The sequence below is a fragment of the Enterococcus faecalis genome, from assembly GCF_029024925.1.
Classification (GTDB): Bacteria; Bacillota; Bacilli; order Lactobacillales; family Enterococcaceae; genus Enterococcus; species Enterococcus faecalis.
Genome location: NZ_CP118962.1, coordinates 1002307 through 1018112, shown reverse-complemented (window position 1 = coordinate 1018112; position 15806 = coordinate 1002307). Strand labels below are relative to the sequence as shown.

15 protein-coding genes are annotated in these 15806 nt (G+C 38.6%); 1 reads left to right on the top strand and 14 read right to left on the bottom strand.

Annotated elements, in window-relative coordinates:
- Positions 1–224 precede the first annotated feature (224 nt).
- The 5 genes from PYW42_RS05065 to PYW42_RS05045 form a co-directional block, all read right to left on the bottom strand.
- Complete coding sequence (locus PYW42_RS05065) at positions 225–494, bottom strand: type B 50S ribosomal protein L31 (RefSeq protein ID WP_002357967.1); 270 nt, start codon at positions 492–494, stop codon at positions 225–227.
- Between the two features lie 99 nt (positions 495–593).
- Complete coding sequence (gene rho, locus PYW42_RS05060; protein ID WP_002357968.1) at positions 594–1886, bottom strand: transcription termination factor Rho; 1293 nt, start codon at positions 1884–1886, stop codon at positions 594–596.
- On the bottom strand, positions 1883–3175 hold the full coding sequence (locus tag PYW42_RS05055) for a UDP-N-acetylglucosamine 1-carboxyvinyltransferase (RefSeq protein WP_002409855.1): 1293 nt from the start codon (positions 3173–3175) through the stop codon (positions 1883–1885). The genes rho and PYW42_RS05055 overlap by 4 nt, the downstream gene beginning before the upstream one ends.
- Before the next feature lie 173 nt (positions 3176–3348).
- Positions 3349–4218 (bottom strand): class II fructose-bisphosphate aldolase, encoded by an 870-nt coding sequence (locus PYW42_RS05050; RefSeq protein WP_002357972.1) that lies wholly within the window; start codon positions 4216–4218, stop codon positions 3349–3351.
- Positions 4219–4420: 202 nt separating this feature from the next.
- Entirely contained in the window at positions 4421–5377 is a 957-nt protein-coding gene (locus PYW42_RS05045; RefSeq protein WP_002381974.1) for a YitT family protein, read from the bottom strand.
- Positions 5378–5608: 231 nt separating this feature from the next.
- On the opposite strand from PYW42_RS05045, the gene PYW42_RS05040 reads away from it, so the two are divergent.
- Positions 5609–6103, top strand: coding sequence for a YajQ family cyclic di-GMP-binding protein (locus PYW42_RS05040; protein ID WP_002409857.1), 495 nt, complete (start codon positions 5609–5611; stop codon positions 6101–6103).
- A gap of 16 nt (positions 6104–6119) precedes the next feature.
- Here PYW42_RS05040 and PYW42_RS05035 read toward each other — a convergent pair whose 3' ends face one another.
- From PYW42_RS05035 to PYW42_RS04995, 9 genes are all read right to left on the bottom strand, one after another.
- Complete coding sequence (locus tag PYW42_RS05035; protein WP_002409858.1) at positions 6120–6803, bottom strand: HD domain-containing protein; 684 nt, start codon at positions 6801–6803, stop codon at positions 6120–6122.
- Positions 6804–6824: 21 nt separating this feature from the next.
- Entirely contained in the window at positions 6825–7790 is a 966-nt protein-coding gene (locus tag PYW42_RS05030; RefSeq protein ID WP_002357976.1) for an asparaginase, read from the bottom strand.
- Positions 7787–10249, bottom strand: a complete 2463-nt coding sequence (locus PYW42_RS05025) for a helicase C-terminal domain-containing protein (RefSeq protein ID WP_002409859.1) — start codon at positions 10247–10249, stop codon at positions 7787–7789. The genes PYW42_RS05030 and PYW42_RS05025 overlap by 4 nt, the downstream gene beginning before the upstream one ends.
- Before the next feature lie 36 nt (positions 10250–10285).
- Entirely contained in the window at positions 10286–10804 is a 519-nt protein-coding gene (locus tag PYW42_RS05020; protein ID WP_002409860.1) for a GrdB-related putative oxidoreductase, read from the bottom strand.
- Between the two features lie 17 nt (positions 10805–10821).
- Positions 10822–12177, bottom strand: a complete 1356-nt coding sequence (gene celB, locus PYW42_RS05015; RefSeq protein ID WP_002384702.1) for a PTS cellobiose transporter subunit IIC — start codon at positions 12175–12177, stop codon at positions 10822–10824.
- Positions 12178–12195: 18 nt separating this feature from the next.
- Positions 12196–12525: a PTS sugar transporter subunit IIB gene (locus PYW42_RS05010; RefSeq protein WP_002408283.1), complete on the bottom strand. Its 330-nt coding sequence runs from the start codon at positions 12523–12525 to the stop codon at positions 12196–12198.
- 19 nt (positions 12526–12544) lie between these two features.
- Positions 12545–13498 carry a N(4)-(beta-N-acetylglucosaminyl)-L-asparaginase gene (locus PYW42_RS05005; RefSeq protein WP_002361636.1) on the bottom strand — a complete coding sequence of 318 codons (954 nt, stop codon included), beginning with the start codon at positions 13496–13498 and terminating at the stop codon, positions 12545–12547.
- Positions 13499–13667: 169 nt separating this feature from the next.
- On the bottom strand, positions 13668–14966 hold the full coding sequence (locus PYW42_RS05000) for a Sapep family Mn(2+)-dependent dipeptidase (protein ID WP_010816105.1): 1299 nt from the start codon (positions 14964–14966) through the stop codon (positions 13668–13670).
- Positions 14963–15727, bottom strand: a complete 765-nt coding sequence (locus tag PYW42_RS04995) for a GntR family transcriptional regulator, LSA1692 subfamily (RefSeq protein ID WP_002357984.1) — start codon at positions 15725–15727, stop codon at positions 14963–14965. The genes PYW42_RS05000 and PYW42_RS04995 overlap by 4 nt, the downstream gene beginning before the upstream one ends.
- Positions 15728–15806: the final 79 nt, after the last annotated feature.

The window sequence follows — 15806 nt, the reverse complement described above, 5'->3', positions numbered from 1 at the left end:
CAAATTATACCTTAAAGATTCTAAAAAGACAATTGCACTTTACAATATGTATACTATCCAAATAATTTAAATTATACGGTATACGGACTAGCTATACTTTCAGTTAAATAAAATAATATTTAAATAATTTCTCTGAATTTAAAACTGCCTATCCAACAAAAAAAGAGGTTTCCCACCACAGTGGAAAACCTCTATAAACCTTGTCATAACAATGTTTTGAAAGACTATGCGTCTGGATTTGCGTTTTCGTCTTTGAGACCGTATTTTTTGTTGAAACGGTCCACACGTCCGTCGGCTTGTGTGAATTTTTGACGACCAGTGTAGAATGGGTGTGAGTCTGAAGTAACCTCAACACGTAATAATGGATAAGTGTTGCCATCTTCCCATTCAACAGTTTCTGAAGATCCTTTAGTTGAACCTGAAAGGAATTTGAAACCTGTTGTTGAATCCATGAATACTACTGGTTGGTAATTTGGATGGATATCTTGTTTCATACGTTTTTTCGCTCCTTTGCCCTGATCCATTTGCTGTATCAGAGTTATTTTGTCGGTATACAACAATGCTATCTTACCATGTTTTCAGTTGGTATGCAATTATCTTTTTGGATTTCTTTTAATTTGTTTGCCAAACGAAACATCATGGAAAACTTCAAATAATTGTTGATTATTTTGGGTCCGTTTCAACATTTTTATGAATTGATCCGTATATTCCAGCGAGTCTCCTGACATATTATTTCTCAATTTCCACGTTTCTTCTAGTTGTTCTGGTGTCATTAACAACTCTTCTTTTCGCGTACTTGATTTTTTAATATCAATTGCTGGGAAAATACGGCGCTCTGCTAATTCACGAGATAAATGGAGCTCCATGTTGCCTGTGCCTTTGAATTCTTCATAGATGACATCATCCATTCGGCTACCTGTATCCACCAATGCCGTGGCTAAAATAGTCAGACTGCCCCCTTCTTCGATATTTCTGGCAGCACCAAAAAATCGTTTAGGTTTGAAAAACGCAGCTGGATCTATTCCGCCACTTAAGGTTCGACCACTAGGCGGGACCACTAAATTATAGGCCCTTGCTAAACGAGTGATGCTGTCCATTAAAATAACTACGTCCCGTTTGTCTTCAACTAAGCGCATTGCTCGATCCAGAACCAATTCAGCAACTCGCGTATGATTTTGTGGTTGTTGATCAAAAGTTGAAGAAACTACATCGCCTTTAACGCTTCGCTCTAAATCAGTCACTTCTTCAGGACGCTCGTCAATTAACAACAGAATCAATTCCACATCAGGATGATTTTCTGTAATCCCATTAGCAATTTCCTTTAAAACACTTGTTTTCCCCGCTTTTGGCGGCGCTACAATTAAACCACGTTGCCCAAAACCAATTGGGGCAAATACATCAATCATTCGTGTTGATAATCTGCCAGCCGTTGTTTCTAACGTTAATTGTTTTTCAGGATACAACGGTGTTAGCGCTGGAAAATGTGGCCGCTCTTTCGCTTCTTCAGGATCTTTCCCATTGACACTTTCAACATGCATGAGTCCATAGTAACGTTCTGATTCCTTTGGCGGACGCGCCTTGCCAGCTACTTTGTCCCCATTTCTCAATCCGAAACGACGAATTTGAGAAGAAGAAATATAAATGTCTTCTGCACTTGGTCCATAATTAATTGGCCGCAAAAAGCCATAACCATCCTGAGAAACAATATCTAAAATTCCTTCCATGAAGAAAAACCCTTGCTTCTCAGCTTGTGCACGAATCACAGCTAAAGACAATTCTTTTTTGTTCATTTGGCTATAATAAGGAATTTTAAACTCTTTCGCGTACGCATAAATATCTTTTAACGTACTGTTTTCCAATTCAGCCATTGTTAAATAGTCGCTCATTGATCCACCTCAAACGGACCTTCTTGTTCTTCGGTTTCTAGCATTTGAATATCAGCACCCAAAGCAGTTAACTTTTCGATAATGTGGTCGTACCCACGTAAAATATATTCTACATTATAAATCGTGGTCGTACCTTCAGCCATCAAGCCGGCAGTGACTAGGCAAGCGCCTGCCCGTAAATCAGAGGCGACTACTTCTGCACCGTGCAATTGATTTGGGCCATTTAAGATAATCATATTGCCTTCAACCGAAGCATCAGCCCCCATCCGCACTAACTCAGGGATATGCTTATTTCGTTGAGCATATATCGTATCAATAATTTCACCAGTTCCTTGCGCTTTTAAAATTAATGGCGTTAACGGTTGTTGCAAGTCTGTGGCAAAACCAGGATACGGATAGGTTTTCACCGTCGTCATTTTCAGATCATGTGACGGATGAACTTCAATCATGTCTTCTTCAATTGTCATCTTAACGCCCATTTCTTGCAATTTCGCAATGAAGCTTTCTAAATGCTCATAAATAACATTTCGAACCTTGATTCCTTCACCCATAGCTGCTGCCATAGCTAAATAAGTCCCAGCTTCAATTCGATCTGGAATAATCGAGTGACGACAGCCATGTAATTCTTCGACTCCTTCAATCCGAATAACATCCGTTCCAGCTCCTCGAACTTTTGCACCCATGTTATTTAATAATGTAGCAATATCAATAATTTCTGGCTCACGCGCAGCATTTTCAATAATCGTTTTGCCTTTGGCTTTAACTGCGGCTAACATGACATTGATTGTAGCGCCAATAGATACCATATCCATAAAAATTCGTGTTCCTTGTAAGCCAGCTTCGTCTGTTCTCAAGTACATCGCCCCATGTTCGTTGGTTACATGAGCGCCTAATGCTTCAAATCCTTTGATATGTAAATCAATTGGACGAGGGCCTAAGTAACAACCGCCAGGTAAGCCGACAACGCCTTCCCCAAATCGACCAAGAAGTGAGCCCATAAAATAATAGGACGCACGTAAGCTATTGATTTTTCCTTTTGGCATTGGCACAGAAACAACTTCTGTTGGGTCAATAATTAATGTATTATTTTCAAAAGTAATTTTAGCACCCATAATTTCTAAAATTTCAATTAATGAGTGAACATCCTGAATGTCAGGAACGCCATCTAAAGTCACGGGCGAATCTGCTAAAATAGCAGCTGGAATTAAAGCGACCACACTATTTTTGGCGCCGCTAATGGTTACTTCGCCTTTTAATGGACGATTCCCATTGATTACGATTTTTTTCATTTATATTCTCACCTATCTGTAATATACGTTTTCTAAATAAACTACCCAATCATTCTATCATAATCAAGCTTAAGAAAAAAGAAAACTTCTCAGGTATTTTAATAGAATGAAAAAATAACAAAAAATAAAAAAGACAGCCACGTGCTGTGGCTGTCTTTAACGTAACTAGTTGATTAAGCTTTGTTAGCTGAACCGAACCAATCAATGTGTTCTTCTGCATCTTTGATGATTGCAGCTTTACCTGGTGCTAATAATTTACGAGGGTCAAATCCTTTACCTTCTAAATCTTTACCAGCTTCAATATATTCGCGCGTTGCTTTAGCGAATGATAATTGGAATTCTGTATTTACGTTAACTTTTGAGATACCCATTGAAATTGCTTTTTCAATTTGTTCTTGAGGAATACCAGAACCTCCGTGTAATACTAGAGGTACATCAGAACCGACAGCTTCAGCAATTGCTTGTAAGTGATCAAATGCTAAACCTTTCCAGTTTTCTGGATATTGACCATGGATGTTACCGATACCACATGCTAAGTAGTCAATACCTGTAGCAACCATTTGTTTACATTCTTCGATATCAGCTAATTCGCCAGTACCGATGATTCCGTCTTCTTCACCACCGATTGAACCAACTTCACATTCAACAGAAATACCTTTAGCGTGAGCTTTTTCAACTACATCTTTCGCTAATTTTAAGTTTTCTTCGAATGGTAAGTGAGAACCATCAAACATGATTGAAGTATAGCCAACTTCGATACATTCTAAAGCAGCTTCGTAGTCACCGTGGTCTAAGTGAATTGCTACTGGAACTGTGATATTCATTGAGTCTACTAAATTAGTAATCATGTCTTTAGCTACTTTGTAGCCGCCCATGTATTTAGCAGCGCCCATTGATGTTTGGATTAGAACTGGTGCTTTTTTAGCTTCTGCTGCTTCTAAAATCGCTTGTGTCCATTCTAAGTTATTTGTGTTATAGCCACCTACTGCATAGCCGCCTTTACGTGCTGCTTTTAAGAATTCTGCTCCTGATACTACTGGCATAAAAAATTCCTCCTAAGTTTTTAAAAACTTTATTTGTTAGGTGTTCCCTAACCAACGGTTCTATTTTAGCAGAATTCCTGACACTTTTCTAGTAAAATTCCCTTTTTCAGAAAATTTTTGTCTATTCTTTCACATAACCTTCATTTTTATAAAAAAACCTCCAGTTTTCCCGTTAAGACTTTGGGATCTGAAGGCCGACTTGCTATTTTAATTTTTTCTTTGGTGGATAACGTTTCACCTTGTAAGATTGAAGCTCAGGAAATGTTCCTGTACTATGAAAAATCCGTTGTTCATCTTCATTGGCAAAACGCCCTAAAACCGATTGTGTTGGTAAAATATTTACAAAGGCATTCTCATCGATACTGTAAACTGCTTGTTCTAAATCATAGAGTTCGTAGCGAGTAATGACCATCATAATCATCCGACCTTCTGCACCTGAATAGCCGCCGATTGAAGGCAACAAGGTCATGCCACGAGCAATTTGTTGAGAAACTTCTAAGGCAACGGCTTCTGGTCTCGTGGTGACAATCATTGCTGTGACTTTTTGGTGACTGGTATGAATCATGTCGACCACCTGACTCAAACAGTAAATAGAAATAATAGTATACAACGCACTTTCCCAGTTAAATACAAAACCAGCCAACAGCACAATAATACCATTTAATAAGAACATAAAATTACCAACTGTTTTCCCTGTTGTTTTTGAAAGAATCAGTGAAATAATGTCCATGCCACCAGTGTTAAAGCCCATTTTCAATGAAAGCCCTGCGCCAACGCCGACTAAGACACCACCCATAATTGCGTTCATCAAAGGATTCGTTGTGACTGTTACGATTGGCACAAACATAGTGACAACGGAAATGCCAATAACATTGATGAAACTAAGAATCGTTGATTGTTTCCCTAATTTTACAAACCCTAGAATGAAGACGGGAATGTTTAAAAATAAAATGAAGATCCCTGTATTAATATGGATTCCTAAATTTGTATATAATAATGTAGCAATGATTTGCGCAATTCCGTTCATCCCTGCCGAAAAAACTTTTGCCGGAATCAAAAAGAAATTCAAACCGACCGCAGAAGTCAAAGCGGTTATCGCCATCACTGCTATTTTTTTTATCGATTCATTTCTTTGGTAAGTACTAACCAATCGACTCATTTTTCTTCGCTCCTTCGCTATTCTTCTGACTTAGAATAACAGGTTCTATCCTAAAAGAAAAGGGGCTAAAAGCGAACATTGAAAATTTTTTTTGCAACGTTTCCATGAAAGAATGCGGGAAGATATCCCTAAAATTGATCTTCTTATTTCTCTATTCAAAATGATTCTAGCCTAACCTTTTTTACTATTTCATGATATGATGAAGCAAAGAATATTTTAGGAGGTTTTTACATGGCTGCAAAAGAAGCAAGTTTTGATGTAGTTTCAGAGGTCAATATGGAGGAAGTCAAAAACGCAATTCAAATTGCCTTGAAAGAATTGAAAAATCGTTTTGACTTTAAAGGGTCAATTGCTGATATTAAATTGGAAAACGATAAACTAGTAGTCGTAGCTGAAGATGATTATAAAGTCGAGCAAGTGAAGGATATTTTATTTGGAAAATTAGTCAAACGCAATGTTCCGATTAAAAATATTCATTTCTCAGAAAGTGAAAAAGCCTTAGGCGGTACTGCTCGCCAATATGGTGATTTAATCAGTGGTATTGATAAAGAAAATGCGAAAAAAATCAACACAGCTATCAAAAACTCTGGGATTAAAGTTAAGTCACAAATCCAAGAAGACAAAATTCGGGTAACTGGAAAAAGTCGGGATGATTTACAAAAAGTCATGGCTCTTTTACGAGAATTAGATTTACCAATAGCTCTTGAGTTTAATAATTATCGCTAAAAAAATCCTTCAACTGTTAATGAACAGTTGAAGGATTTTTTGGTTTTGGTACCGGCCATTCTTGATTATTCAATAAAACGATTGGTCGGCGTTGAATTTTTTCTGAAAAAGCGGCAATTGCTTTGAAGACCTTTGGCATAAAATAAAACGCATTTAATTCTTCTAAATCCAGTTCTTCTTCTGCCGTAAACGAGACACAAACCTCTTGTTCTGAAAGCATAATTTCAATTTTCTTTAAAAATTGAAGTTGCCGCATTCCCGGCACGAAATAACCAGCCTTGGCAACACGAGAGGTTGTAATATCTAATTTATCACTAATGATTAGCGCTAGCGTCATTAGCTCTTCCGAATCAAAGCCGTTACTATGATTTTCTATAGAAGATAAAATTTCTTCTTGATAAGGCAAACAAATCTTTTGCTTACGAAAATATGCTTCTGCAAATTGTTTCCCCCGAAGTGCATGTCCTGCTTTTCCTTGTAGCGCACCCACATCATGGAGCAGTGCCGCAATTTTTGCCGCTTCTAAATACTCCTCTGAAACAGCAAGTTGTTTCAAAATCATTTCCGTCATGGCTACGACATTGGTTACATGAAACCAATTATGGTATGCCCACCCAGCTTCTTCATCTTCCATTTGACCAATTGCATCATAAATTTGTCGAATTTCAGTATCTTGATGAATGCGTTCAAACAGCTTCATTTATTTTCTCCTTAAAATTAGTTACTGTTCCAAAAATTCTTTTAACTCTGCAGGATTTTTTTCGCTGTTTAAACCAACAATTAAACGAATCCGCGCTTTCGGTCCGTTTAAACCACGGGCAAAAACGACCCCCATTTTTTTCAAGCCAACGCCACCACCAGCATAATCATAGATATCTTCAGCGATGCCATTGGAACAACGAGAAACTAAAACGACTGGAATCCCGTTGTCTAGCATCTTTTGTAATGCTGGGAGCGTTTCTGGCGGTAAATTACCCGCACCTAGCGCTTCAATTACTAACCCATCCGTTTCTGGGGTGTTTAATAATTCAAACATCCGTTCACCCATCCCCGCATAGGCCTTCACTACGTGAACATTTCCTTTCACAGAAGAAACATCGCAAACTTCTTGCGGTAAGACCTCTTTCGCAAAAAAAGCACGTTCTTTCGCAATGGTTCCTATTGGTCCAAAAGTTGGCGTCCGAAACGTCGCTACGTTCGTTGTATGTGTTTTTGTCACATAACGCGCCGTATGAATTTCATCATTCATCACGACTAAAACACCTTTATCGTACGATTCGTCTGAACAAGCAGTCCAAATAGCACTGATGAAATTATACAAGCCATCACTACCGATTTCGTTACTTGACCGCATTGCTCCTGTTAAAACAATGGGGATTTTTTTCTCTAAGGTTATATCTAAAAAATAAGCAGTTTCTTCTAATGTATCTGTTCCATGCGTAATAACCACGCCATCAATTGGTTCAGAATAGGCTTTTTGAATCCGTTCTTTTAATTGAAACATCCGTTCTAAGGTCATGTGTGGTGAGGGAATATTAAAAATATCTTCGACAACTAAATGAACCTTGCCAGAAAATAATGCTTCTTGTTCCATCAACGGATTTTTTTCATTCGGGGCAACACTTCCTCCTGCTACTTTCGACATGGAAATGGTCCCACCTGTATGAAGGACTAAAATGGTCTTCATTTGTTTCCTCCTTTGTTTTCTTTATTTTTTAACCAAAATTGTTTCACTTGTTGAATGAGTTGTTCATTGGTGTTTGCCTTACGATGCGCCAACCAATGCGGCGGAAAGAAACGCTGGACACTTGGTAATTCAAATCGTTCGTCTAATAACAACACAAAGCCTTTATCTTGCGCATCTCGAATGACACGTCCAGCCGCTTGCAAGACTTTATTCATGCCAGGAATTTGATACGCAAATTGAAACCCTTGCCCTCGCTCTTCTTGATAAAAAGTGCGAATCAGTTCTTGCTCCGGATTCATTTGTGGTAGCCCGACACTAACAATTATCGTACCAATCAATCGGGTACCTTTCAAGTCAATTCCTTCTGAAAATATACCACCTAAAACACAAAAACCGATGAAAGTTTCTTGAGGATTCTCTTTAAATTCAGCTAAAAATGCTTCTCGCTCTTTTTCGTTTAAGTCCGTTCCCTGAATTTGAGTTTTTACTTGCGGGTAACGTTGGCTAAATACTTGATAGACATCATCCATATAGGCATAAGAAGGGAAAAAAATTAAATAATTACCTGTTTTTGTTTCACTTAACTTCCCTAAAAGTTCACTAATCTGTGGATAACTTTTTTCACGGTTTTTATAGGTTGTTTGGAGATGACTACCAATCATCAACAATTGATTTTCTTCTGGAAAAGGATACGGAATCCGATAACGTAGGCTTTCTTCACCTCCACCAAGCACTTCTTGATAATAATTCAGAGGTGTTAAACTTGCCGAAAATAAGATACTCGCTTTCCCTTTATCTAATCGTTGTGACAATAAATAAGCCGGATCGACACAAAATTGTTTCACAACGCAGTCATAGTTTCGCAAAGAAATAGACGTATAAAAGCCGTTGTCGTAATACTCGCTGATTCGAAGATAACTTAAACAATCAAAATAAAAACTGAGAATCGACGCCAATTCCTCAATGTGTTGATTTTCTGGCAACCATTCTGCAATTACTTCTGTTAATCGCTGTATCTGTTTAACTAATGAATCAATTGGCGCGCGTTGGGCAAAAAAATCCGTGTCTTTTTCTTCACAGATTGCTTCAATATCATCAAACGTAGTTAAGACTTTTTGACAAGCTCTTTTTAATTGAACAGATTCTTTTTGCAATCTTTTTTGAATTTGCAAAACCGCATTCCTAGAAATAGCGGCCGAATACATCTCCCGTGAACGATTAACCAAATTATGGGTTTCATCCACTAAAAAAATATTCTCTTCTGCACTTTGGGGTTCTTCAAAGAAGCGCCGTAAATAAACCGTTGGATCAAATAGATAATTGTAATCGCCAATAATTAAATCACACCAAAGACTTGCATCTAGCGACAACTCGAATGGACACAATTGGTGCTTTTGTGCATACCGTTCAATAACCTCTCTCGTTAAATGATTTTCATGTTGCAATAAATCCCACAGTCCCTCATTTAAACGATCATAATAGCCGTCAGCAAACGGGCAATATTCTGGTGTACAATTTCGTTCAGTTAAAAAACAAATTTTATCTTTTGCTGTTAACGTAATACTCTTAGTTTGCGCTTGTTTTTCGGACAGCGCTTTGACAGCATCTTCAGCCACTTGCCGCGTGATGGTCTTAGCTGTTAAATAAAAAATCCGTTCGCCTTCTTCTTCACCAATTGCTTTCATCGCTGGAAAAAGAGTGGACATTGTCTTGCCTGTTCCAGTTGGTGCTTCCACGAAGAGCCGCTGTTTACTAAGAATTGTTTTATAAACGGCTACCGCCAATTCTCGTTGCCCTTTGCGATACTCCCCGTAAGGAAAACTAAGATTTTTTAATGATTTATTTCTCAAAATACGCCACTCTTCTTTAAAAATTACCCACTGTTCATAGCGCTTCATCAAATCAGTAAAAAACTCCGCTAATGCAGCTTCTGTAAAATGGCGTTCTTGTCGTGTGATTTGTTTTGTGGTGGTCTGATAATAAGTGAGTTGAAGCGTTATTTCAGAAAGTTGTTCTTGTTGGCAATACATGTGACCATAACACATCGCTTGATACCAAAACAATTCGACCTTTTCTGGCGGCAATTCTTCAAACGCTGGCTCGGATGTTTTAATTTCATCAATGACCACTTGCCCAGTTTCTTTCACAAAAATGCCGTCTGCACGACCTTCTACACAATAATTATGTCCATTTAAAGGCACCTCAATTTTTAAAGATACTTCCTTTTGATAAAGGCTCCCCGCTTCCTTTTGCAACATTCGATGAAGGCGACTACCTTCTTGTGGTGTATGTTCACTCACATGGCGAGAATCGATACTTCCCCGCCTTAAAATAAATTCGACCACTTGACGCACCGCAATTTTTCTCGTTGATTTCACGTAATCCCACCTATCTGCCTCCCTATTATAGAACATACATTCGCTAAACAAAAGCAAAAAATCCAAAACGAACACAATCATGCGTTCATTCTGGATTTCTCTTTAGATTATCAACAATTAAAAACAACTCGTTTCTTCTAACTGTTTGGTTTCTTTTCCATTTGCTTTTGCCACGACCAATTGCGCCATTTGTTTAAACGAATTATTTAAACCAATGCCGCCCTTTTTGGGCATCTTCACAATCGGTACTTGCTGATAATAGTGACTAACTGCTGGATTTTCTTCTGCCATCGCTACAATTGCAGGAATGCCCGCAGCATTAAACTTACAAGCTAGACGAGCGGCCATTTCTCCAAAATTAGGATAATGCATGGCAGGTCCGCAAAGTACCGCATCGGCATGAAACTTTTTTGCAAAGCCAATAAATTTCTTTGCTACCTCTTCCTCGTTTTCCAAATAATATTGGTCACCACAATAAAGTGTCGCAACAATTTCCGCTCCTTGCTTCTGTAAAAATGGTAGCAATGTTACCCCTGGACCTAAGGGAGCTTTTTTACCACTTGGTTTCAGCTGAGCTTGTTCATCACTGCCAAATCCTGCTAAACTGTGGTTTAAGACTAAAAGGATTTTTTTCACGCCTATTTCCTCCTTTTTTATAAATCATCGAAGTCAAAGGAATCAAAATCAATTTCTTCACTCTCTTCTTCTTGTGCTTTCCATTCTTCACGTAAATATTGGTCATCCATAACTCGAATAAAAGGATAGTAAATGAACATTCCTAGTACCAATAAGAGAGCTTGCAGAATTGATCCTTGCCAACCGCTGACTAAAAATCCTGAGATAATTGGTGGGGTCGTCCACGGCAATTGAATACCATTCGTCAATGGAACTAATCCCCAATCCATAGCAAAATAGGCAATAATAATATTAATTGCGGGTACTAAAACAAATGGAATTAAAAGGATTGGATTTAAAACAATTGGTAACCCAAAAATGATTGGTTCGTTAATCCCAAAAACACCAGGAATTAGTGAAAGTTGCGAAAGCTTTTTAATTCGTTGACTTTTACAGAATAAGACCATCACAATGATTAATGAGAGTGTGGAACCGGCGCCACCAAATGTTGCAAACATATCTTGAAATTGTCCAGTGATGATGTTGGGAATTTCATGACCGTCTTTAAATGCTTGTAAATTTTCAACAGACAATGCCCGCAAAACAGGATTAAAGACTGCGCCAACCACGCTACCTCCGTTAATGCCAAAGAACCAAAAGAAGTGTAAAAATAAATAAGCAATGCTCATTGCACCTAAGGTATTACCAAGACTCAATAAGGGCGTTTGTAGAAATTCAAAAATAACATCTTGTAAATTACCATAAGGAGTTAAAGCAGCCAGCCAATTGACTAAAAACATGAGAGTAACAACTAAAAAACTCGGAATCAGGGCCTCAAAAGACTTAACCACTGTTGGTGGCACTCCTTCTGGCATTTTTATTGTCCACCCTTTACGAACAATGGCCACAAATAAACGAGTCGCAATTAATGCGACAATCATTCCTAAAAACAAGCCACTGGAACCCATCCATTTTAAAGGTAAACTAGTAACTTCATAAACCTTTGAACTATTTTCCGGTGTAAATAATGTTTGATAAGGCGTTACAATAAAAAATGAAACCAATGCGATAATTCCTGCTTGCATTGCATCCACATTGAATTGTTTCCCTAAACTATAGGCAATACCGACAACGGCCAGAATGGTCATTACATCAAAACTAGCACTAGCTGGAACAGACATCATTGTCGCCCAGTCTTTACCAAGCAAATGAGACATCCAAGTATCCCATTGTGGCAAAGGAAAATTAGCTATTAATAAGAAGACCGAACCAACAATCAACAAGGGCGTTGATAAAAGGAAGCCATCACGAATCGCTACTAAATACTTATTTTCTCCTATCACTTTTGCCAAAGGGGTCAATACGCGCTCTAACCAATCCAAAAATTTTTGCACGGTCGTCACTCCTATCTATTATTTTTTATTTTGCTTAATTAACCGCAGTGCTTCTTTCAATGCTTTTTCGCCATCCATCATGCCATAAATTTCTGGCGTAATTGCAGCGACAGGAATCCCTTGCGGAGCAAATTGTTCTTTTGTTTTTTCTAATAAAAAACGGACTTGTGGTCCTAATAAAATAGCAACAGGCTTCTCTGCTTCAACCACTTCTTGTGCTCTTGCAATAGGAAAAGCAGTAATCATTAAAGGCATTTGATGTTTTTCAACCACTTCCATCATTTTATTCACCATAATACTTGTAGACATCCCTGCATCACAAAAAAGATAAATTTGTTTTTTACTCATGTTCCTTCACTCTCCTCATCTATTCAATTGGTGCTTTAATTCTTTTTTCATAGGCCGCTAACCATTCTTGTGAAATCGGCTGAATCTCTGTGGTATGATTCTTGCCTGGATTTGCAATATAGATTTCTGGTTGCTGCATATCAGTACCAACCGTAAAAGTAAATTCCACATTCGTAGCTACGCCCCAGTCTCCCTGTTTGTTCATGGCCACCAGTGAAAAAGCTCCTGCTTTCCCATAACGTTGGGTCAATTTTTCGTGAAAAGCATAGACCGCTTGATCACATGCTTGTTGTGGCGAGCGCCCTTCCCCCATTAAACGAACGATTTCATAAGAAAGACAGCCTTTCATTAAATCTTCACCTAAGCCTGTAGCCGCAGCACCACCAATTTCGCTATCAACATAAAAACCAGAACCTGACAGTGGTGAATCGCCAACACGTCCTGCTTTTTTCATGAAGAGTCCCGAACTGGAAGTGCCAGCTGCCATTGATCCTGTTTGGTCTAACGTAATAGCGCCGACAGTATCATGCCCATCATAGGGGTTCAACTGATTTTCCTGAATTTCTTTTAAACGCTTTTGCCACCATTGATTAGCGCGTTCTGTCAACATATTCTTTCTTTCAAAACCGTGCAACATTGAATATTTCGTTGCACCTGCGCCAACACGAAAACTATTAAACTTCTCTTTACTTAATGCTTTAGCCACTGAAATCGGATTTTTAACATCTGTAATTCCCGCCACAGCACCAATTGCAAATGTGTCTCCATCCATATAGGCAGCATCCATTTCTAAAATCCCTTCCTCATTAGGTAAACCGCCGTAGCCCACTGACTTATAAAAAGGATAGTCTTCTACTTCTTTAATTAATTGTTCCACGGCCGTGCCTGCAGCACCTCCTTGTTGTAATTCTTCTGTAGCTTTTAGTAACCCATCATGTGCCATCCGCCATGTCGCAATTGCACCCCAAGTCATTTTCCATCCGCCCTTTCGTTAACGCTTACATTTCTCCACCATTATAAACTAGTATATACTGTTTTGTATATACTGAAAATGAAATTTTATACAGAAAAATAGAAGATACACGTATGCGACCTCTACGAAACACATTGGCTTCTTCTCATACGTGTATCTTCTATTGGTTTTATGCTTCTGTTAATGCAATCATCGCTTGCATATAGATTTCCAGATTAAGCAGTAAATCTTTTTCATCCATATATTCATCTTGGTTATGCGCAATGCCTTTTTGACCAAGAAATGATGGACCAAAAGCAACGATATTCGGCATAAAGCGAGCATACGTAGCACCTGTAGTTGTGACTGGCGTCCCATCTAAGCCAGTAATTTGTTCATAAACCTTGGTTAATTTTTGAACATTGCGCTCATCTTTTGGAAACAGCGTACTAGGGAGGCGGCGGATGACGGTCACTTCACTTTCTGGAAATAGTGCCTTCGTTAGCTGCGTGGTTACTTCGTTTTCTGTAATAGAAACAGGATAACGCACGGCCAATGATAACACCAATTGCTGTCCTCTTTTTTCCAACGCATAGGGCGTTAAAATCAATTGCCCACTATCCTGATCCTTAAAGTCCAGAGCTACTCCTTCGCCATAGTGCTTTTCGTGAAAACTAGCGGTTAACCAGTCGAAATACTGTAATAAATTTCCTTTGACTAACTGTTCCTCGCTAATTTTCTGTGCCAATAAAGTAATCGCGTTCTTGCCTAGTTCTGGCGCATTGGAAGGAGCACGTTTTCCCGTGATTGCTGTTGTTTTTCCCGCAATCACCACACTTAATTGATCAGGTACGTGGTCTTTTGCTTGATCACCTATAATCTGACCAATTTGTTCACTTGAATCATCTGGGATGGTCGTTGTGATCTCATAATTAACAATCCCTCGCTCCCCATAAACTACTGGATATTTACAATCTGGAGTAAATCCAAAAACGGGTGCGTTTTCCTTCTCTAAATATAAGGGGATATCTCCACTCCCACTTTCTTCATCCGTGCCAAACATTAAGCGAATGGTTTTCTTTGGTTGGTAACCAAGTTCTTTCAGTAATTTCATTCCATACAGGCAAGCCAAGATAGGACCTTTATTATCTAGAATTCCTCTACCATACAAACGTTGATTTTTTTTCGTTAATTGAAAGGGCGGCACTGACCAACCAGAACCTTCTGGTACTACATCTAAATGACCAATAATTCCCAGATATTCTTCCGCTGTTCCCCATTGCGCATAGCCAACTGCGTCATTGACAATCCCAGTTTGAAAACCATAACGCTCTGCAAGTTTCAGCGTTTCTTCCAAGGCTCTTTTCGGTCCTTCGCCAAAAGGTGCCTCTTTTTTAGGCGACCCTTTCACACTTCGAATCGCGATAATTTTGTTTAAGTCTTCATAAAATAAATCTTTTTGAGCGGCTATTTCTTCTTTGATCTTCATTCGTTCCAAGAACCTCCTAGCTCCACTTGGTTGTTTTCAGACGGGCTATAGCGGGTCAGTGTGTTTTTAAACGTGTACCGATCTGCTCGATATAAAGAGACATCATATAAAATAGGAGTTGCATCAAGCGCATAGGTGATAGAGTGGACTTGTAAAAGTGGTTGGCCCACAGGAACATTCAATAATTCTGAAATTTCCGCTTCAACTAAGATTGCTTCAATTTCTTGATGCGAATAAGCAATCTCGACGTTCTTCTCGATTAAGCAGAAAAGAGAGCCCTCGAAGTCTTGCTTCGTATGGCCTTGTACGTATGCCTGTGGCAAATAAATTTTTTCAACTGTCATTGGTTCGCCGTCTAACATTCGGCGGCGAATCAGTTCATAAATTGCCTCATTTTTGCCTACTTGGAGCGCCTCCCGAATTTTCTCAGCGGGATGTACTACTTCTTCAAAGGAAATGACTTCTGTCTGGCTTTTTTTCCCGTAAGCTTTGGCTGCCTCAGTAAAACCTTGTAAGCCAGCGCGACCACTTTGAATTTTCGCTTGCGACATCACATAACTACCTTTACCATGTCGTTTTACCAAAATATTTTTGCGGATCAAATCATCAATCGCTTTACGGATGGTCAAGCGACTGCAGTTATATTCTTTAGCTAAATCATATTCTGAAGGTAATTTTTGTGCACTTACATACAGACCGTCTCGAATCTTCTTTTCAATTTCTGCAGAAATTTGCTTAAATTTGGGTGCATTTTCTGTCATTTCATCGCCTATCTTTCTTCAAAAAAATAAATTTTCTAGTATATACCACACTGTCTATACTAAATCAATTTTTAAGAAA

Bases quoted from the DNA above. Each gene is read 5' to 3' on its own strand.
- PYW42_RS05005 (WP_002361636.1), bottom strand. From the start codon at position 13,498: ATGACTTGGGGTGCAATTGCGACATGGCGGATGGCACATGATGGGTTA.
- PYW42_RS04995 (WP_002357984.1), bottom strand. From the start codon at position 15,727: ATGACAGAAAATGCACCCAAATTTAAGCAAATTTCTGCAGAAATTGAA.
- PYW42_RS05010 (WP_002408283.1), bottom strand. From the start codon at position 12,525: ATGAGTAAAAAACAAATTTATCTTTTTTGTGATGCAGGGATGTCTACA.
- PYW42_RS05025 (WP_002409859.1), bottom strand. From the start codon at position 10,249: ATGATTGTGTTCGTTTTGGATTTTTTGCTTTTGTTTAGCGAATGTATG.
- PYW42_RS05030 (WP_002357976.1), bottom strand. From the start codon at position 7,790: ATGAAGACCATTTTAGTCCTTCATACAGGTGGGACCATTTCCATGTCG.
- PYW42_RS05050 (WP_002357972.1), bottom strand. From the start codon at position 4,218: ATGCCAGTAGTATCAGGAGCAGAATTCTTAAAAGCAGCACGTAAAGGC.
- PYW42_RS05055 (WP_002409855.1), bottom strand. From the start codon at position 3,175: ATGAAAAAAATCGTAATCAATGGGAATCGTCCATTAAAAGGCGAAGTA.
- PYW42_RS05040 (WP_002409857.1), top strand. From the start codon at position 5,609: ATGGCTGCAAAAGAAGCAAGTTTTGATGTAGTTTCAGAGGTCAATATG.
- PYW42_RS05065 (WP_002357967.1), bottom strand. From the start codon at position 494: ATGAAACAAGATATCCATCCAAATTACCAACCAGTAGTATTCATGGAT.
- rho (WP_002357968.1), bottom strand. From the start codon at position 1,886: ATGAGCGACTATTTAACAATGGCTGAATTGGAAAACAGTACGTTAAAA.
- PYW42_RS05045 (WP_002381974.1), bottom strand. From the start codon at position 5,377: ATGAGTCGATTGGTTAGTACTTACCAAAGAAATGAATCGATAAAAAAA.
- PYW42_RS05000 (WP_010816105.1), bottom strand. From the start codon at position 14,966: ATGAAGATCAAAGAAGAAATAGCCGCTCAAAAAGATTTATTTTATGAA.
- PYW42_RS05035 (WP_002409858.1), bottom strand. From the start codon at position 6,803: ATGAAGCTGTTTGAACGCATTCATCAAGATACTGAAATTCGACAAATT.